Source organism: Streptomyces sp. NPDC107581, assembly GCF_055657175.1.
The window spans coordinates 149,345-167,681 of the sequence record NZ_JBVKBH010000014.1 but is presented as its reverse complement, the minus strand read 5'-3'; the positions used below and the strand labels follow the sequence as shown (position 1 = coordinate 167,681).

General features: G+C 72.0%; 16 protein-coding genes. 8 read left to right on the top strand and 8 right to left on the bottom strand.

Going from position 1 to position 18,337, the window contains the following annotated elements; translation table 11 throughout:
* Complete coding sequence (locus tag ACZ7P3_RS31180; RefSeq protein ID WP_472086724.1) at window positions 1–1,083, top strand: Zn-dependent alcohol dehydrogenase; 1,083 nt, start codon at window positions 1–3, stop codon at window positions 1,081–1,083.
* Between the two features lie 3 nt (window positions 1,084–1,086).
* Here the strand turns inward: ACZ7P3_RS31180 and ACZ7P3_RS31175 are convergent, their stop codons facing one another.
* From ACZ7P3_RS31175 to ACZ7P3_RS31165, 3 genes are all read right to left on the bottom strand, one after another.
* Window positions 1,087–2,019 carry a DMT family transporter gene (locus ACZ7P3_RS31175; protein WP_472086723.1) on the bottom strand — a complete coding sequence of 311 codons (933 nt, stop codon included), beginning with the start codon at window positions 2,017–2,019 and terminating at the stop codon, window positions 1,087–1,089.
* A 540-nt stretch (window positions 2,020–2,559) separates the two neighbouring features.
* On the bottom strand, window positions 2,560–3,378 hold the full coding sequence (locus ACZ7P3_RS31170) for an ArsR/SmtB family transcription factor (RefSeq protein WP_472086722.1): 819 nt from the start codon (window positions 3,376–3,378) through the stop codon (window positions 2,560–2,562).
* 46 nt (window positions 3,379–3,424) lie between these two features.
* Window positions 3,425–4,066 carry a TetR/AcrR family transcriptional regulator gene (locus tag ACZ7P3_RS31165; RefSeq protein ID WP_472086720.1) on the bottom strand — a complete coding sequence of 214 codons (642 nt, stop codon included), beginning with the start codon at window positions 4,064–4,066 and terminating at the stop codon, window positions 3,425–3,427.
* Between the two features lie 90 nt (window positions 4,067–4,156).
* On the opposite strand from ACZ7P3_RS31165, the gene ACZ7P3_RS31160 reads away from it, so the two are divergent.
* The 3 genes from ACZ7P3_RS31160 (at window position 4,157) to ACZ7P3_RS31150 (ending at window position 6,562) form a co-directional block, all read left to right on the top strand.
* Entirely contained in the window at window positions 4,157–5,308 is a 1,152-nt protein-coding gene (locus ACZ7P3_RS31160; RefSeq protein WP_472086868.1) for an acyl-CoA dehydrogenase family protein, read from the top strand.
* Between the two features lie 60 nt (window positions 5,309–5,368).
* Window positions 5,369–5,656 (top strand): YiaA/YiaB family inner membrane protein, encoded by a 288-nt coding sequence (locus tag ACZ7P3_RS31155; protein ID WP_472086718.1) that lies wholly within the window; start codon window positions 5,369–5,371, stop codon window positions 5,654–5,656.
* A gap of 255 nt (window positions 5,657–5,911) precedes the next feature.
* Window positions 5,912–6,562, top strand: coding sequence for a TetR/AcrR family transcriptional regulator (locus tag ACZ7P3_RS31150; protein ID WP_472086716.1), 651 nt, complete (start codon window positions 5,912–5,914; stop codon window positions 6,560–6,562).
* On the opposite strand, the gene ACZ7P3_RS31145 is transcribed toward ACZ7P3_RS31150, so the two are convergent.
* Window positions 6,553–7,014: a MaoC family dehydratase gene (locus ACZ7P3_RS31145; protein WP_472086715.1), complete on the bottom strand. Its 462-nt coding sequence runs from the start codon at window positions 7,012–7,014 to the stop codon at window positions 6,553–6,555. The two genes, ACZ7P3_RS31150 and ACZ7P3_RS31145, sit on opposite strands and share 10 nt — an antisense overlap.
* A 105-nt stretch (window positions 7,015–7,119) precedes the next feature.
* Here ACZ7P3_RS31145 and soxR point away from each other — a divergent pair, with 105 nt between their 5' ends.
* On the top strand, window positions 7,120–7,578 hold the full coding sequence (gene soxR, locus ACZ7P3_RS31140) for a redox-sensitive transcriptional activator SoxR (RefSeq protein ID WP_472086714.1): 459 nt from the start codon (window positions 7,120–7,122) through the stop codon (window positions 7,576–7,578).
* Window positions 7,579–7,726: 148 nt separating this feature from the next.
* Here soxR and ACZ7P3_RS31135 read toward each other — a convergent pair whose 3' ends face one another.
* Window positions 7,727–8,794 carry an RNA ligase (ATP) gene (locus tag ACZ7P3_RS31135; RefSeq protein WP_472086712.1) on the bottom strand — a complete coding sequence of 356 codons (1,068 nt, stop codon included), beginning with the start codon at window positions 8,792–8,794 and terminating at the stop codon, window positions 7,727–7,729.
* Window positions 8,795–9,280: 486 nt separating this feature from the next.
* A complete protein-coding gene (locus tag ACZ7P3_RS31130; RefSeq protein WP_472086710.1) occupies window positions 9,281–9,883 on the bottom strand; it encodes a hypothetical protein in 603 nt (200 codons plus the stop codon).
* Window positions 9,884–10,139: 256 nt separating this feature from the next.
* Here ACZ7P3_RS31130 and ACZ7P3_RS31125 point away from each other — a divergent pair, with 256 nt between their 5' ends.
* The gene (locus ACZ7P3_RS31125) at window positions 10,140–12,929 is read left to right on the top strand and encodes a penicillin acylase family protein (RefSeq protein WP_472086709.1); all 2,790 of its coding nucleotides are present in this window, start codon (window positions 10,140–10,142) and stop codon (window positions 12,927–12,929) included.
* Window positions 12,930–13,083: 154 nt separating this feature from the next.
* Here the strand turns inward: ACZ7P3_RS31125 and ACZ7P3_RS31120 are convergent, their stop codons facing one another.
* Together ACZ7P3_RS31120 and ACZ7P3_RS31115 are read right to left on the bottom strand one after the other, a co-directional pair.
* Window positions 13,084–14,376, bottom strand: coding sequence for a serine-threonine protein kinase (locus tag ACZ7P3_RS31120; RefSeq protein ID WP_472086707.1), 1,293 nt, complete (start codon window positions 14,374–14,376; stop codon window positions 13,084–13,086).
* An 82-nt stretch (window positions 14,377–14,458) separates the two neighbouring features.
* On the bottom strand, window positions 14,459–15,688 hold the full coding sequence (locus ACZ7P3_RS31115; RefSeq protein ID WP_472086706.1) for an exo-beta-N-acetylmuramidase NamZ family protein: 1,230 nt from the start codon (window positions 15,686–15,688) through the stop codon (window positions 14,459–14,461).
* A 183-nt stretch (window positions 15,689–15,871) separates the two neighbouring features.
* Here ACZ7P3_RS31115 and ACZ7P3_RS31110 point away from each other — a divergent pair, with 183 nt between their 5' ends.
* Window positions 15,872–16,645, top strand: coding sequence for an SDR family oxidoreductase (locus ACZ7P3_RS31110; protein WP_472086705.1), 774 nt, complete (start codon window positions 15,872–15,874; stop codon window positions 16,643–16,645).
* The gene (locus ACZ7P3_RS31105; protein ID WP_472086704.1) at window positions 16,642–18,321 is read left to right on the top strand and encodes a class I adenylate-forming enzyme family protein; all 1,680 of its coding nucleotides are present in this window, start codon (window positions 16,642–16,644) and stop codon (window positions 18,319–18,321) included. Before ACZ7P3_RS31110 ends, ACZ7P3_RS31105 begins: the two co-directional genes overlap by 4 nt.
* The last annotated feature ends 16 nt before the right edge of the window (window positions 18,322–18,337 follow it).

Here is an 18,337-nt window from a genome sequence, read left to right as displayed (position 1 = left end):
ATGACCGTACGAGCCGCCGTTCTGCCCGCCGTCGGCGCACCCCTGGAGATCACCGGCATCGAGCTGCCGGACCCGGGCCCCAGGCAGGTCCGCGTCCGCCTCGCCGCCGCCGGCGTCTGTCACTCCGACCTGTCCCTGTCCGACGGCACCATGCGCGTCCCGGTCCCGGCGGTGCTCGGGCACGAGGGCGCCGGCACGGTCGTCGCCGTGGGCGAGGGCGTCACCCATGTCTCACCCGGCGCCCCCGTGGTCCTCAACTGGGCGCCCTCCTGCGGCACCTGCCACGCCTGCACCCTCGGCGAGGTCTGGCTGTGCGCCAACGCCCTCGCCGGCACCGCCGACGTCTACGCCCGCACCGCCGACGGCACCGACCTCCACCCCGGCCTGAACGTCGCCGCGTTCGCCGAGGAGACGGTGGTCTCCGCCGCCTGCGTGCTGCCCCTCCCGGACGGCGTCCCGCTCACCGACGCGGCCCTCCTCGGCTGCGCCGTCCTCACCGGCTACGGCGCCGTCCACCACTCGGCACGGGTCCAGCCCGGCGAGACGGTCGCGGTGTTCGGCGCCGGCGGAGTCGGCCTCGCCGCCCTCCAGGCGGCCCGGATCGCGGGCGCCTCCCGGATCATCGCCGTGGACGTCTCCCCCGCGAAGGAGGAGCTGGCCCTTGCGGCCGGCGCCACCGACTTCGTCCTCGCCTCCGCCACCACCCCCCGCGAGATCCGTGCCCTCACCGGCAAGCAGGGCGTCGACGTCTCCGTGGAGTGCGTGGGCCGTGCGGTCAGCATCCGCGCCGCCTGGGACTCCACCCGCCGCGGCGGCCGTACGACCGTCGTCGGCATCGGCGGCAAGGACCAGGAGGTCACCTTCAACGCCCTGGAGATCTTCCATTGGGGCCGCACCCTGTCCGGCTGCGTCTACGGCAACACCGACCCGGCCCGCGATCTGCCGGTGCTCGCCGAGCACGTACGGGCGGGCCGGCTGGATCTCTCGGCGCTGGTCACCGAACGCATCGGCCTGGAGGGCATCCCGGCGGCCTTCGACAACATGCTCGCGGGCAAGGGCGGGCGCGCGCTGGTGGTGTTCTGACGCTCAGCCGACCTTCTCGGGTCGCGGCTGCCCGGCCGCGACCCGGGACGACCGCCCGCGCACCCGGGACCGCGACACCGCCACGCCCGCGAGGCAGAGCACCCCGCCCGCCAGCGTGAGCGGGCCCGGCACCTCTCCGAGCGCCAGCCACGACATCAGCACGACCAGGGCGGGAACCGCGTACGTGGTCGCGCCCATCCGGCTGGCGGTGGTCCGGGCCAGGGCGTAGGCCCAGGTGGTGAAGGCGAGCGCGGTCGGAAAGACACCGAGGTACACCATGTCGAGGGTGTCCGGGAGCGGCGCGCGGGCCGCCTCGCGCACCAGCTGACCGGCGAACGGCAGACACGCCACCGCGCCGATGAGACATCCGAACGTCGTCACCTGCAGCGCGCTCGCCCGCCCGAGCGCGGGCTTCTGCGCGACGACCCCGGAGGCGTACGCGACGGCCGCGAGCAGGCACAGCGCCACGCCGAGCACCGAGGAGCCGCCCCCGGCGGACATCGACAGCCCCACGGTCACGGCACCGGCGAACGAGACGGCCATGCCCGCCAGCAGCCGGGGCGGCATCGGGTCGCCGAGCAGCCGTGCGCCCAGCAGGGCTATCAGGAGCGGGCCGACGTTCACGACGAGGGCCGCGGTGCCGGCGTCCACCTGCTGCTCGCCCCAGTTGAGGGCGACCATGTAGAACCCGAACCACAGCACTCCGGACAGCCCGATGCCCCGCCAGGCGGACCTCGGCGGCCACCCCTCGCGCCGTACGGCGCACAGGACCCCCAGCACCACGGCCCCCGAGAGCAGCCGCCCGAGCGCCAGCGCGCCGGGCGAGTAGTGGGCCCCCGCACTGCGCACCGCCACGAAGGCGGATGCCCACAGCACGACGGTCACGCCGGCCGCCGCGGCCGGGAGCAGCTGGGTTCGTCGAGTGGCATTCATCATGCTCCTGAGGCTAGGCAGCGAAGCGGAAACGGACTGGCGGAATCCGGACACCGCGACCGGCACCCCGGGGCACCCCGAGGCGGGACGCCGGGCAGACCGGGAGCCGACTGGACCCCGAGGGGGATGCCGGGCCCCCGGCCGCCGGGTCGCGTCCCGCCAGGGGCGCGGGGAACTGCGCGCCCGGCCACGGACGGCCCGCAGGACGGACGGCCCGCGGAAGGGAGTGATCGCTTGCCGGGTGCTGTGGCTGAGGGCCGCTCGAAGCCGACCGAGCCCCGAGGGGGATGCCGGGCCGGCGGCTGCCGGGGGCCGGGTCGCGTCCCGCCAGGGGCGCGGGGAACTGCGCGCCCGGCCACGGACGGCCCGCAGAGTGAGTGACGGCTTGCCGGATGCTGTGGCTGACGGCCGCCCGGGCCCGACCGAGCCCCGAAGGGGCTGCCGGGGGCGAGGCGCGCCCCGAAGGGGGCGCGGGGAACTGCGCGCCCGGCCACATACGACCCGCACTCGGCAGACCACGGCCCCCCACCCCCGCCGCACAGTTCACCGCAGCGCACCAGGATCGACGCCGAGCAACTCGGACAGCGCCCGCGATCCCGACGAAGTCACTTTGACCGCCCGCTCGGAGCCGATCCGCACACACCAGCCCGCGTCCAGCGCATGCCGGCACAGCGCGGCCCCCGCCGCCCCCGCGAGATGAGGACGCCGCTCGGTCCAGTCGAGGCAGGCACGGGCCAGCGGACGCCGGGTCGAGCGGTCCAGGGCGATAGCCGTCGTGCCGAACCAGTCCAGCCCCGCGTCCGTCAGCGCGAACCCGGTGTCCTGGCGCAGCAGCCCCTGCTCGGTCAGCGCATCCGTGAGCACGATCCCGAGCCGGCCGGCGAGATGGTCGTAACAGGTACGTCCCCGGGCCATGGCGGACCCGGCGCTCGCCTCCCGCAGGGTCCGCACGGGCTGCCGCACCGCCGCCGCAGGCACCTGCGCCGCCAGGTCCTCGACGAACTGCGCCACACGCGCGTCGGCGAGCCGCACGTACCGGTGTCTGCCCTGCCGTTCCTCCGCGAGCAGGCCACCGGCCACCAGCTTGCCCAGATGCTCGCTCAGCGTGGACGCGGCGACCCCGGCGTGCCGGGCCAGTTCCCCCGCCGTCCAGGCCCGCCCGTCCAGCAGGGCCAGCAGACACGCGGCCCGGGTCTCGTCGGCGACCAGCGAGGCGAGCGAGGCGAGTCCGACGGCCCGGGAGTCCTTCACGGCCCGGACGCGCCCGGCGGCCCGGTGGCCCTCGGCACAAGCGCGGTCGGCGGCCCGGGAGCGGTCGGTGGACCGGGAACGGCCGGCGGCCCGGTGGTCCTTGGTGGTCATGCCCCCAGCATGCGACACCGATACTTCGGCCCCGGCCGAAGTGTCCTCACACGCTCTGCCGCGCCTGCTCGTACTGCTGCGCCAGCCCGTCCAGCAGCGCCGCGAGCCCCGCCTCGAAGGCCCGCTCGTCGATCTTCTCCTGCTGCTCGGCGAGCAGGTGGGCCTGGCCCAGGTGGGGATAGTCGGCGGGGTCGTACGCGCTCTCGTCGTCCACGAAGCCCCCGGCGAACGACCCGAGCGCGGAGCCCATGATGAAGTACCGCATCAGCGCGCCGATGGAGGTCGCCTGGGCCGGCGGCCAGCCCGCGTCGACCATGGCGCCGTAGACCGCGTCGGCGAGGCGGAGCGCGGCAGGGCGGCGCCCGGGGCCCCGGGCGAGGACCGGCACGATGTTCGGGTGGTCGCGCAGGGCCGACCGGTAGGAGACGGCCCAGTCGTGCAGCGCGGTCCGCCAGTCCCGCCCGCCCTCGAACATCGACAGGTCCACCAGCGCGCTCACCGAGTCCGCGACCGCCTCCAGGATCTCGTCCTTGGTGCGGAAGTGGTTGTACAGCGAGGGCCCGCTCACCCCCAGTTCGGCGGCGAGCCGCCGGGTGGAGACGGCCGCCAGGCCCTCCGCGTCCACGAGTTCCCGGGCCGTCTCGACGATCCGGTCGGTGCTGAGGAGGGGCTTGCGCGGTCGGGCCATGGCGCACATAGTAGGGCTGTCCCTTGAAACTAGCAGTGCTAATTTAAATGTACGATTTTCAAGATCCGTCTGGTGTGGGGTGATCGCGTGGTGAACCTGGAGCTGAGCGAGGAGCAGGCCGCCGTACGGCAGCTCGCGCGGGACTTCGTGGAGCGCGAGATCGCCCCGCACGTGGTCGCCTGGGACCGGGCCGAGGAGGTCGACCGGGCGATCGTGAAGAAGCTCGGCGAGGTGGGATTCCTCGGGCTGACCGTGGACGAGGAGTACGGCGGCTCGGGCGGCGACCACCTCGCGTACTGCCTGGTCACCGAGGAGCTGGGCCGCGGCGACTCCTCGGTCCGCGGGATCGTCTCCGTCTCGCTGGGCCTGGTCGCCAAGTCGGTCGCCGCGTGGGGGAGCGAGGAGCAGAAGCGGCGCTGGCTGCCGGGGCTGACCTCCGGCGAGTACGTCGGCTGCTTCGGCCTGACCGAACCCGGCACCGGTTCCGACGCGGGCAGCCTCACCACCCGCGCGGTGCGCGAGGGCGGCGACTACGTCCTCAACGGCACCAAGATGTTCATCACGAACGGCACCTGGGCCGACGTCGTTCTCCTCTTCGCCCGTTCCACGGACGCCCCCGGCCACAAGGGCGTCTCGGCCTTCCTGGTGCCCACCAACGCGCCCGGGCTGACCCGCCGCACCATCCACGGCAAGCTCGGCCTGCGCGGCCAGGCCACCGCCGAACTGGTCCTCGAGGACGTCCGGGTGCCCGCCTCGGCGATGATCGGGGAGGAGGGCAAAGGGTTCTCCGTCGCCATGTCGGCCCTGGCCAAGGGGCGGATGTCGGTGGCCGCGGGCTGCGTCGGCATAGCCCAGGCCGCGCTGGACGCCGCCGTGCGCTACGCGGGAGAACGCGAGCAGTTCGGCAAGTCCATCGCCCGCCATCAGCTGGTGCAGGAGCTGATCAGCGACATCGCCGTCGACGTGGACGCGGCCCGGCTGCTCACCTGGCGGGTGGCCGACCTGGTCGACCGCGGCCGGCCGTTCGCCGTCGAGTCCTCCAAGGCCAAGCTGTTCGCCTCCGAGGCCGCCGTGCGCGCCGCCAACAACGCCCTGCAGGTCTTCGGCGGTTACGGCTACATCGACGAGTACCCGGTCGGCAAACTCCTGCGCGACGCCCGCGTGATGACCCTCTACGAGGGCACCAGCCAGATCCAGAAGCTGCTCATCGGGCGGGCGCTGACCGGGGTCTCCGCCTTCTGAGTATGCGTCTGAGTATCCCGGCGGATGTGGCGCGGGCCGCCTCCGACGATGCTGGCTGCCATGAGTGACACACCGGTCAAGCAGCAGAGTACGGCCGCCTTCTACGGCCAGGCCGTCGCCTCCTTCGCGGTCGCCATGGCGGCCACCGCCGTCGGTATCTTCCGGCTGGACGCCGACGCCTGGGTGCGGGGCTTCCTGGCGATCGCCGTCCTGTATCTCGTCACCTCCTCCTTCACCCTCGCCAAGGTGATCCGCGACCGCCAGGAGGCCGGGCAGATCGTCAGCCGGGTCGACCAGGCCCGCCTGGACAAGCTGCTCGCCGATCACGACCCCTTCGAAAAACTCTGAGCAGCATCCGAGCGGATGCGGGTGGCCCCGGGTGGCTTAGGAAGCGGCTACGAGCGGCTCCCGAGTGGCTTTGAGCGGCCCCGAAAAAGCCCCGAAAAGGCCCCGAGGGGCCCTGAGAGGCTCGCAAGGGCGGCTGCGAGGAGTTCCGGTGAGCACTGAAGAGCCCGAGAAGCTCTGGGCAGCGTGAGCGGCACGCTAAGCGAGCGCTCACTATCGGCGGTATGGTGGAGCTCCTGTCACCGAAGGGGGCGAGCGATGAGTACGGCGCAGGAGACGGCCGGCGGCGAGGTCGAGCCGTGGGAAGAGGTCACGCCCGATGCGGCCCGGCGGCTCCTCATCGCCGCCGTGGAGGCGTTCGCCGAGCGCGGCTACCACGCGACGACGACGCGTGACATCGCGGGCCGCGCGGGTATGAGCCCGGCCGCGCTCTACATCCACTACAAGACCAAGGAAGAGCTGCTCCACCGGATCAGCCGGATCGGTCACGACAGGGCCCTGGACATCCTGCGGACGGCGGCCCGTCGCGAGGGCAGCGCCGCGGAGCGGCTGGCCGACGCGGTCAGCTCCTTCGTCCGCTGGCACGCCGGGCGGCGCACCACCGCGCGTGTGGTGCAGTACGAACTCGATGCGCTGGGTCCCGAGGCCCGTGCCGAGATCGTCGCGCTGCGCCGCCAGGTCGACGCCGAGGTGCGCGGGATCGTCGAGGACGGCGTGGCCTCGGGCGAGTTCGAGGTGCTGGACGTACAGGGCACCACGCTCGCCGTGCTGTCGCTGTGCATCGACGTGGCCCGCTGGTTCACCGTGGACGGACCGCGCACCCCCGAGGAGGTCGGCGCGCTCTACGCCGACCTCGTGCTGCGGATGGTGGGCGCCCGCCAGGGCGCCTCGCGCGGGGATCAGAGGTAGTAGCGGGAGACCGACTCCGCGACGCAGACCGGCTTGGTGCCGCCCTCGCGCTCCACGGTGAAGGCGAGGGCGACCTGGACGCCGCCCTTGACGTCCTCGACGGAGGTGATCGTCGCGGTGGCGCGCAGCCGGGAGCCGACCGGCACGGGGGAGGGGAAGCGGACCTTGTTCGTCCCGTAGTTGACGCCCATCGTCACCCCCTCGACCCTGATGAGCTGCGGCCCGAAGAGCGGGAGCAGCGAGAGGGTCAGATAGCCGTGGGCGATGGTCGTCTTGAACGGCCCCGTGGCGGCCTTCTCCGGATCCACGTGGATCCACTGGTGGTCACCGGTGGCCTCGGCGAACAGGTCGATCCGCTTCTGGTCGATCTCCAGCCAGTCCGTGTGGCCCAGTTGCTCTCCCACGGCGGCCTTCAGCTCGTCGGGGGAGGTGAAGGTCCTCGGTTCTGCCATGTTCCCGGCCTCTCGCTCGCATGTCTAAGCAACTGCTTAGCATGGTCGGGTGCGGGGCCCCTGTCAACGGACCGCGACCGACGCCAGGTCGGTAATCTCTGAGGAGTGCCCCAGATTCCCGAGAAGATCCACGAGCTGACCGTCGGCCAGTTGTCCGCGCGCAGCGGTGCCGCCGTCTCCGCCCTGCACTTCTACGAGTCCAAGGGTCTGATCACCAGCCGCCGCACCTCCGGCAACCAGCGCCGCTACACCCGTGACACGCTGCGCCGGGTCGCCTTCGTCCGGGCGGCCCAGCGGGTCGGCATCCCGCTGGCCACGATCCGCGAGGCCCTGGCGGAACTCCCCGAGGAGCGCACGCCGACGCGTGACGACTGGGCCCGGCTGTCGGAGGCGTGGCGATCCGAACTGGACGAGCGCATCAAGCAGCTGAACCGTCTGCGGGACCACCTCACCGATTGCATCGGCTGCGGGTGTCTGTCCCTGGACACGTGTGTGCTGTCCAATCCGGACGATGTGTTCGGTGAGCGACGGGTCGGGTCGCGTCTCATGGCCGAGGGGCGGTAGGGCTTCTGCGCCGTTCACTGAAGCCCTACCGTCGTGTGCGGGTCGGTTTGTGGCTGGTCGCGCAGTTCCCCGCGCCCCTGGGGGGTTGTGGCGGGCGGTGCTTCCATGGGGCCGTCGTGTTGTTTGGGTGTGGCAGGGGTCCCGCGGCTCATTCGTACTCGGTGCCGCCCTTGCGGGTCAGGTACGCCGGGCTCACCGCCTTCGCGATCGCCCGGCCGCCGGTCACCGCGCTGTACCGCTCCGCCGCAGGCCTTATGACCACGCCCTCCCGCAGGTGCAGCTCCCGCCCGGACACGGTCTCCCGTCCGCTCGCGATCTCCAGCACCCGCGCGATGTCGTACGGCCCCGAGTACAGCCGCGGCACGAGCGGCAGCTCCCCGTCCAGCACCTCGGCCGGGTCCAGCCAGCGCACCGCTCCGTCCACCTCGGCCGACACGTCGAACGCCGCGTATCCGAGCGTCTCGCGCCGCCCGTCGGCCCCGTACGTCAGGTCCTGCACTCCGGCGCCGTAGACCTCCCCGAAGATGCCGACCCGGCGCGCGCCCAGCCGCTCGCAGAGCCGTGCCGCGGCCTCGGCGACCCCGTGCCCCCGCACCGCCCGCCAGTAGAGGTTCCGCGGGTCCTCCCGCAGGGCCAGGGATTTCGACCCGAACCCCTTCGAGGACACGTGCACCCGGTCCTCGCCGGCGACATACGTCAGCAGACACGCCGAACCGTGCAGCTTCTCGGTCAGGACGACCGGCTCGCCCGGGGCGAAGATGTCCGGGTAGCGCTGGATGTTCTCGATGTCGACCCATGGCATCAGGTCGGGAGCGGACTCCACCTCCCCGTTCATGGTCGGCGGGATCGGCGGCACCCACTTGGTGATGCCCAGCCGTTCGGCGAAGTCGGTGCCGTCGGCCGCGGCCCGCGCCAGATCGACGTCCGTGAGCGCCTTCGGCCGGCACACGATGCCCTGCGACAGCTCGCCCCGCAGCCGGACGGCCCTGACCCGGTTGGCCTCGCCTCCCGCCAGCCGCCCGGTCAGGCCCAGCTCCTCGATCAGCCCGGACGGAAGCACGGACTGCTCGGGGATGTAGACGGCGGCCTCGCCGGTGCGGTAGGCGCCCTTGGCGACGACGGCCCGGTACAGGCCCACCTGGGCCAGTTCGAGCGCGTCGGCGTTCGGGTGGTCGTGGACGGTCAGCACTTCGGCGGTGACGCGCAGCGTCGACATCGCGGGACTCCTCGGTTGGTCAGTTCGGTTTCACCGGCATCCACTTTCCGTACGGGAAAGGGGTGGAGCGACCGGATTAGATCCTGGTAGCGTCGCGGGCTTCGGTCGGCGGCACCGCCCGGAACGGAGTGCCGGACGGGGGCCGAACTCCCATGCTCACGCCCGCCCTTGCCGCCGCGACCCGTCGCCCGCCTCGTCGGCCTGCCCTACGAGGAGCGCCGGAACGACCCGTACTGGACCAGCCCCTCAGCCACCAGGCCGGCGTTGGAAGGGGACTCGATGGTGCCGGCCGGCACCGACAACGGCCCCGCGCCAGTTCCGCGGCGGTCAGCGGTCAGCGGTCAGCGGTCAGCGGTCAGCGGTCAGCAAGCCGGCGTCGGCGGCCCATGGCCAACAGCCCATGGCTCACGGTCAACGGCCCACCGCACGTCGCGGCAAGGGGTGCGGCATCCCCCAGCGCACCCCCCGGTTCCACCCCCTGGCCGGTCAGGCCGACATCAGCAGCTGCCCCCGCCTGGCATGGGCCAGCGCCTGGGGCGTGAGCACGGGCCGGGGCACGAGGATCCCGCAGTCCGTGCAGACCGGACCGGACGACGGCTCGTGGTCCAGGCCGTACTTCCACACGAGGCGCTCGCCGCCGCACACCGGGCAGGCCGAGCCCGGTTCACGGTTCAGTGCGGCTATGAGCAGGCGCAGCACCTCGGCCAGGGGCTCATCGGGGTGCACCCGTGGGTCGTCGCACCAGGCGACCCCGAACCCGCCCCAGGTCAGCCGGTGCCAGTCGTCCACGCTGCCCGGCCGGCGCAGCCCGTCGTGCTTCTCCTTCTTGCGGCGCTCGGCGAACTCGGTCTCATAGCCGAGCCACACCGCCCGCGCCGCCTCCAGCTCCTCCAGTGCGGCCACGAGCCGCACCGGGTCGGGGGACCGGTCCTCCGGACCGAATCCGGCCCGGGAGCACAGATGGTCCCAGGTCGCCCGGTGCCCGTAAGGAGCGAACCGCTCCAGGCACTTGCGCAGTGAGTAGCGTCGCAGTGCCAGATCACACCGTGGATCGCGCACCTGTCTCGCCAGACTTCGGAATCCGGCCATCGCCTTGCACCTCCGTCACACCTGCGTCCGTACTTCGGTCACTTCGGCTTCGCCGTACGTCTTCCGCGCGATGCCGCCGAGTAGACGTATCGACACGGGATTCGGCTCCATCCGATTTCCGATGCCCTCCCATAAGGCGCCCCGGGTTGACCGCCGGGCATCGACTCCAATGACTCCGAAAGTTGACGCATGTTCATCTTCAATCCCGGGGATACCGGCGGTAACGTCCGGCCCACCCCCGTCGGGAGGAGCTGCCATGCCACGGCGCACCCCACGCAACGTGTTGTTCGACAAACTGAGAACTCCCCGCAAGCGCACCGGGTTCCTGAAAGCCGCATCTGTCTGTGTCCTGATCGCCGGCCTGCTCTCCCCGCTCACCCAGGCGGTGGCGGCGCAGAACGCCACGGCCTCGAACGACTACTGTGGCGGCCAGTGTTCGGACATCCTGCCGCCCGGTGAGAACGGCAACGCGACACTTGCCCAGATCCTGCTGAACCAGGCCTTCGGCACCCAGCCCGCACACGCCGAGGACCAGCTCGGCCCCTATGCCAACCTGGCCACCGGCTACTCCGGCCTCACCGACGCGAAGATCAACACCTTTTTCAACGACGCGTCGTTCGGGGTCCCCTCCGACCAGGTGGCCTCCACCGAGAAGCCGGCCGGCCGCAGTGACGTGAACATCGTCCGGGACAAGAAGACCGGTGTGCCGCACATCACGGGCACCACCCGGTACGGCACCGAGTTCGGCGCAGGGTACGCGGCCGCCGAGGACCGGCTGTGGCTGATGGACGTCTTCAGGCACGTGGGCCGCGGCCAGCTGACCGGCTTCGCCGGCGGCGCGGCCGCCAACCAGGGCCTGGAGCAGCAGTTCTACCGCAACGCGCCGTACACCGAGGCCGACCTGCAGGCGCAGATCGACAGCGCCGTGGCGAACAACGGCGCCCGCGGCCAGCAGGCCCTCGCCGACGTCAACGCCTACCTCGACGGCATCAACTCCTACATAGACGCCTCCGACAGCGGCCGCTACTTCCCCGGCGAGTACGACCTGACCGGCCACAAGGACGCGATCACCAACGCCGGCACCATCGACCACTTCAAGGTCACCGACCTCGTGGCGCTGGCCTCCGTCATCGGCTCGCTGTTCGGCTCCGGCGGGGGCGGCGAGGTCAGCAACGCCCTCTCCCTGATCGCCGCCCAGTCCAAGTACGGCGTGGAGCAGGGCACCAAGGTCTGGGAGTCCTTCCGCGAGCGCAACGACGCCGAGGCCGCCCTCACGGTGCACAACGGCGAGAGCTTCCCGTATGCCGCCAAGCCCGACGACCCCAAGGGCGCGGCCATGCCCGACGCGGGCTCGGTGACCCAGGAGCCGCTCGTCTACGACCGCACCGGCAGCGCCGCCTCCGTGAGCGCCAAGAGCGCCTCCGCCACGGCGGCCAAGTCCACCCTGGGCTCCGCCCGGCGGGGCATGTCCAACGCGCTCGTGGTCAGCGGGAAGTACACCGCCAGCGGGCACCCCGTCGCCGTCTTCGGACCGCAGACCGGCTACTTCGCCCCGCAGCTGCTCATGCTCCAGGAGATCCAGGGCCCCGGCATCAGCGCCCGCGGCGCCTCCTTCGCCGGCCTGGGCATGTACGTCGAGCTCGGCCGCGGCCAGGACTACTCCTGGAGCGCGACCACCTCCGGCCAGGACATCATCGACACCTACGCCGTCGAGCTGTGCCAGGACGACTACCACTACCTGTACCACGGCACCTGCACCGCGATGGACGAGGTCGAGCAGAAGAACGCCTGGAAACCGACCCTGGCCGACGGCACGGCGGCGGGGTCGTACACGATGCGCGTCTGGCGCACGAAGTACGGGCCGGTGGAGTACCGCGCGACCGTCGGCGGCAAGAAGGTCGCCTACGCCACCCTGCGCTCCTCCTATCTGCACGAGGCCGACTCGATCATCGGCTTCCAGATGCTGAACGACCCCGACTACGTCAAGGGCCCGAAGGACTTCCAGAGCGCGGCCCAGCACATCAACTACACCTTCAACTGGTTCTACGCCGACTCCCAGCACACCGCGTACTACAACAGCGGTGACAACCCGGTCCGGGCCGCCGGCGTCGACGCCGAGTTCCCGGTGTGGGCGCAGCCCGCGTACGAGTGGCGGAACTGGAACCCGGCCACCAACACGGCCGACTACACCCCGGCCTCCGCCCACCCCAACTCGGTCGACCAGGACTACTACATCTCCTGGAACAACAAGCAGGCCAAGGACTACACGACCGCGTCCTGGGGCGACGGGTCCGTGCACCGCGGCAACCTCCTCGACGACCGGGTGAAGAAGCTGGTCGGGGCCGGCGGGGTGACCCGCACGAAGCTGGTGCAGGCCATGGCGGACGCGGCCCTCGCCGACCTGCGCGCCGAGGACGTGCTGCCGAAGCTGCTGAAGGTGATCGGCTCCTCCCCGGTGACCGACCCCACGGCCGCCGCGGCGGTGAGCAAGCTGCAGGCGTGGGTGTCGGCGGGCGCCAGGCGCACGGAGACCTCGGCCGGTTCGAAGACCTATGCCGACGCCGACGCGATCCGCATCCTGGACGCCTGGTGGCCGCTGCTGGTGAAGGCCGAGTTCGAACCCGGCCTGGGCAGTGACCTGTACACCGCGTTCACGAACAACCTGCCCGTGGACGAGGCCCCGTCCGCCGGACACGGCCCGACCGGCTCGCACGCCGGCAGCTCCTTCCAGTACGGCTGGTGGAGCTATGTCGACAAGGACATCCGGGCGGTGCTCGGCGAGTCCGTGCAGGGCGGTCTCACGCAGAAGTACTGCGGCGGCGGCAGCCTCAGCGCCTGCCGGGACGCCCTGATCAGCACCCTGAAGCAGGCCTCGGGCCTGACCGCCGCCCAGGTCTACCCGGGCGACGACCTGTGCTCGGCCGGCGACCAGTGGTGTGCCGACTCGATCAACCAGCGCACCCTGGGCGGCATCAAGCACGGCAAGATCAGCTGGCAGAACCGGCCGACCTTCCAGCAGGTCGTGGAGTACACCTCGCACCGCTGAGGCGTCCCCGAGGCTCTGCAGAGGCACCGCCGGCGCTGTTGGCACCGCTGAAGCAGTGCCGAAGCAGTGCCGAGGCACCCCTGGAGACACCCCTGGAGGCACCGCTGAGGCTCTGCAGAGGCACTGCAGAGCCTCGGCCTCAGCCGGCGGCGGGTCAGGCGATTCGGCCCGCCGCCAGCACCACCCGCGCCAGTTCGGGGTGCACGATGTCGCTGTGCGCCCCGGTCGGCGGGCCGCCGCGCCGGACGACCGCGGCCGCGTCGACGTTCACACAGCCCGAGGCGGGCAGTGCCCCGTCCAGTGCCGCGGCGAGGTCCAGCGCGGCGGTGCCCGCCACCGCCTGCACCCCGTCATGGCCCATGGCTCCCCACTCGGGGCCCAGTACGGCCGCGATGTCGACGCCCAGCAGCGAGTTGTCGTCCCCCGCGACACGCGAGGCGAGCGGGTAGAAGGTGCCGAGCGCCGCGTCGAAGTGGGAGTAGCAGCACACCAACGGGCCGTCGATCCGGTGCTGGAGGTCCTTGAGCGAACCCGCGGTGTCCCGGTCCCGGGGGAGCCTGGCCGCGAACGCATAGTGCGAGAAGGCGCCTTGGAGCAGCGTCAGCGACTTCACCGCGCGCACCCCCTCGGGCAGACCGCGCAGCGCGAACGACACCAGCCGCCCGCCGAAGCTGTGCCCCACCAGGTGCACCCGCACACCGGACGCCCGGTGGGCCAACTGCCCGACGACGGGCCCCAGTCCGTGCTCCCCGACCGTCCCGGCCCGCCGTTTCATCGTGTAGTACGTCGCCTGCCGCAGCAGCTCCTTGGCGCCTTCCCAGGGGTTCGGCAGGGCGAACTGCGCGGGTGCCCCGGACGGGCCGAGCCCGGCCAGGGCCGCGGCGAACTCCGCGCAGACGGCCGCGGTGTCCCCGCCGAACACGGAGGGTTCGCCCGGCTGCGAGGTGTCCGCCGCGGCGGGGTGCGGGACTCCGGCCATCTGCAGGGCCAGCCGCCCGAACTCCGCCAGCCCCTCCTCGCCGTCCGGCCGTTCGTCCAGCAGCCGGGCCAGCCGGCCGATCGCGGCTGCCTGGTCCGGGAAGGCCGCCAGCAGCGCGCGCCGGGTGCCTTCGTCCAGTGCCGGGCCCGGTACCGCCTCCGCGGCCGCCGCGCTGTGCGGGAAGTCCGGGATCGGCTCGTCGCAGAAGCGCATCGACGGCCAGATCACGCCCACGTACCCGATCCGGGCCTTCGGAGCGAGCTTCGGGACCGGGGCGAAGAAGCGCCGGTACAGCGCGGTCGCGCCCGAGCGGTCGTTGTTCCAGCCGTGTGCGAAGACGATCAGGTCACGGACACCGCGGTCCGTGACCTGCGCCAGCAGCCGGTCGCGTTCGGGGCCGTCCACGTCCCCGTCCGCGTCGAAGGTCAGCTCCCAGTAGGGAGTCACGCTCATCCCAGGATCCGCCATGCCAGGCTCCCTCGTCCCCCCGAAACGATGCGATATGGGCGCATCGTCCTGCGGGGGACCGGAGTTGGCCATACACCGCGGGTCACTTGTAGAGCAGATATTTCCTCCGGACGCTCCGGAACGCCGCCAGTTCCTCCTGCCAGGCGCCCACCACCTCGTCGGTCCCCGCACCCGCGTCGATCATCGTCCGCACCCGGGCGGATCCGGTGAGCTTGTCGATCCAGTTGTCCGTGCGCCAGGCGAAGCCGTCCCAGACCTTCCTGGCGGTCACCAGCAGCGCGATCCCGGTGCGCACGGGGTCGTAGGCGCCCCGGTCGTGCACATGGATCTGCACGCCCCCCACGGTCCTGCCCTCGAACTTGGAGAAGGTGGGCGCGAAGTACGCCTCCCGGAACCGCACGCCCGGCAGTCCGAGTCCGTTGGCCGCCACGGCCCACCGCCCGTCGATGCCGTCGGCGCCGAGGAGCTCGAAGGGCCGGGTCGTGCCGCGCCCCTCGGAGAGGTTGGTGCCCTCGAACATGCAGGTGCCCGAGTACACCAGCGCGGTGTCCGGGGTCGGCATGTTCGGGCTCGGCGGCACCCAGGGCAGGCCGGAGTCGTCGAAGAAGCGGTCGCGCTTCCAGCCCGTCATCAGGACGGTCTCCAGCGGGACGGGCGTGCCGAGGAACTCCCCGTTGAACAGCCGGGCCAGTTCGGCCACCGTCATGCCGTGTGCCTGCGCGATCGGCTGCCGGCCGACGAAGGTGGCGAACTCCTTGTGCAGGACGGGTCCCTGGGCCGAGCGGCCGGTGACGGGGTTCGGACGGTCGAGGACGACGAATCGTTTCCCCGCGAGCTGGGCCGCCTCCATGCAGTCGTAGAGGGTCCAGATGTACGTGTAGAAGCGGGCGCCGGCGTCCTGGATGTCGAAGACGACCGTGTCGACGCCGGCGGTGGTGAAGACGTCCGCCAGCGGCTTGCCGCTCTTCAGATAGGTGTCGTAGACCGGCAGGCCGGTCGCCGGGTCGTCGTAGCGGCCCTCCGAGCCGCCTGCCTGGGCGGTGCCGCGGAAGCCGTGTTCGGGGCCGAAGACGGCGGTCAGTTCGACGCGCGGGTCTTCGTGCATGACGTCGACGATGTGGCGGGTGTCCCGGGTGATGCCGGTGGGGTTGGTGACGATGCCGACGCGCTCGCCGCCGAGCTGGGCGTACCCGGCGCCTGCGAGTCGCTCGAAACCGGTCTGCAGGCGCTCGCGGGGTCCTGGCTCGGCGGGAGCCGAGGGAGCAGCCGCCATGGTGGCCGATACGAGCAGGTTCCGTCTGGAGAGGTGCATGGGGTGACCTCCGTGCGTGGGGAAGGTGCAGGCTTCGTGCGGCTGGTCGAGCACGCGCGGCGGAGCCGCTCATCGGCACGGCCCCGCGCCTTTCAGGTTGGCGCAGTCACCCTTTCCTTTACACATACCGACTGGTTAGTCTGGCTCTCGCTGAGCCGAGTCGCGTCGTGTCGAAGGAGACCGATGGTGGAAGCCGTGCAGGATGCGGGAGTGGTCGTCACGGGAGCGGGCGGTGGGATCGGGGCCGCGCTGGCCCGCAGGTTCGCGGCCGAGGGCGCCCGGGTGGTGGTGAACGACCTGGACGCCGACAAGGCCAAGGCGGTGGCGGAGGAGATCGGCGGGATCGCCGTACCGGGTGACGCCTCCGCGATCGTCGGCGACGCCCGTGACGCGCTCGGCGGCACCGTGGACGTCTACTGCGCCAACGCCGGCGTCGCCTTCGAGGGCGCGGCGGCCGGCGAGCCCCTCGACGAGCGGTCCTGGGCGCTGTCCTGGGACGTCAATGTGATGGCGCACGTCCGCGCGGCCCACGCGCTCCTGCCGGACTGGCTGGAGCACGGGGGCGGCAGGTTCGTCTCCACGGTCTCGGCCGCGGGACTGCTCACCATGATCGGCGCCCCCTCCTACAGCGTCACCAAGCACGGCGCGCTGGCCTTTGCCGAGTGGCTGTCCCTCACCTACCGCCACCGGGGCGTCAAGGTCCACGCCATCTGCCCGCAGGGCGTCCGCACCGACATGCTGGCCGCCACCGGCAGCGTGGGGGACCTGGTGCTGCAGCCGACCGCGATCGAGCCGGAGGCGGTCGCCGATGCCCTGTTCCGGGGCATCGAGGAGGACCGCTTCCTGATCCTGCCGCACCCCGAGGTCGCCGAGTACTACCAGGCGCGGGCCGCCACCCCCGACCGCTGGCTGGCCGGTATGAGCCACCTCCAGCAGAAGTGGGAGGCCGCCCGGTGAGCGCCTCCCACTACGCGGCCCGGCCCTGGCTGGCCCTGCTCGACGAGGCCCAGCGCGGGCCGGTGCACCCCGCGGACTCCCTCGTGCACGCCCTGCGCCGCTCGGTCGCCGAGGCCCCCGACCGCACCTTCCTCGCCTACTTCGACGCTCGGCTGAGCTACCGCGAGGTCGACGAGCTGACCGACTCGGTCGCCGCCCACCTCACCGGGCGCGGTCTGGAGCGCGGCGACCGGGTCGCCGTCCTGCTGCAGAACTCGCCGCACTTCGTGCTGGCCGTCCTCGGTGCCTGGAAGGCGGGCGCGACCGTCGTGCCCGTCAACCCCATGTACAAGTCGGCCGAGGTCGGCCACGTCCTGCGGGACGGCGAGGTCGCCGCGCTGATCTGCTCGGACCGCGCCTGGGAGGCGTACCTGCGGGACACGGCAGCCGGCTCGCCGGTGCGGATCGTGCTCACCGGGTGCGAGCGGGACTTCCAGACGCGCGACGACGCGCGCGTGTTCACCTTCGAGCGGCTGCCCCAGGCCCCCGACGCCGACGACCTGGTCACCGTCGCCCGGCAGGGCGGCAAGGCGCCCGAGGGCCGCGACCCGCTCCCCGACGACATCGCCCTGGTCAGCTACACCTCGGGCACCAGCGGCACCCCGAAGGGCGCCACCAACACGCACGGCAACATCATGCACAACGCCGAGCGCCAGCGGACCGGGCTCAGGCTGCCCGAGGCGCCGATCTACTACGCGCTCGCCCCGCTGTTCCACATCACCGGGATGGTCTGCCAGTTCGGCGCCTGTCTGAACAGTGCGGGCACCCTGGTGCTCGGCTACCGCTTCGAGCCGGGTGTCGTCCTGGAGGCGTTCGCCGAGCACCGGCCGCACTACACGGTCGGGCCCTCCACCGCCTACCTGGCCCTCGCCGCCCACCCCGAGGTCACCCGCGAGCACTTCACCTCCTTCGTGAACATCTCCTCGGGCGGCGCCCCCGTGCCGCCCGCCCTGGTGGAGAGGTTCCGCGAGCGCTTCGGGCCGTACATCCGCGTCGGCTACGGCCTCACCGAGTGCACCGGCCCGTGCGCCGCCGTCCCGCCCGGCCTGGAGGCACCGGTCGACCCGGTCTCCGGAACGCTGGCGGTCGGCGTGCCCGGCGCGGACACGCTCGTGCGCATCGTGGACGAAGAGGGCCGGGAGGTCCCCTTCGGCGAGCAGGGCGAGATCGTCGTACGCGGGCCCCAGGTGGTCCCCGGCTACCGGCGGCGCCCCGAGGCCACCGCCGAGACCTTCCCGGACGGGGAGCTGCGCACCGGTGACATCGGCTTCATGGACGCACAGGGCTGGCTGTACGTCGTGGACCGCAAGAAGGACATGATCAACGCGTCCGGGTTCAAGGTGTGGCCGCGCGAGGTCGAGGACGTCCTCTACACCCATCCGGCGGTGCGCGAGGCGGCCGTCGTCGGCGTCCCCGACGGCTACCGCGGGGAGACCGTGCGGGCCTACATCAGCCTCCGTCCGGGCGCGGAGGCGGACCCGGGTGAACTCGCGATGTACTGCAAGGAGAGACTGGCCGCCTACAAATACCCGCGTCAGGTGGAGATCCTGCCCGACCTGCCCAAGACGGCTAGTGGAAAGATCCTCCGTCGGGAACTGCGTTCCCACGCGCGTGACAGCAGCAACGACAGCCAGTAGGACGACGGAAAGGCAG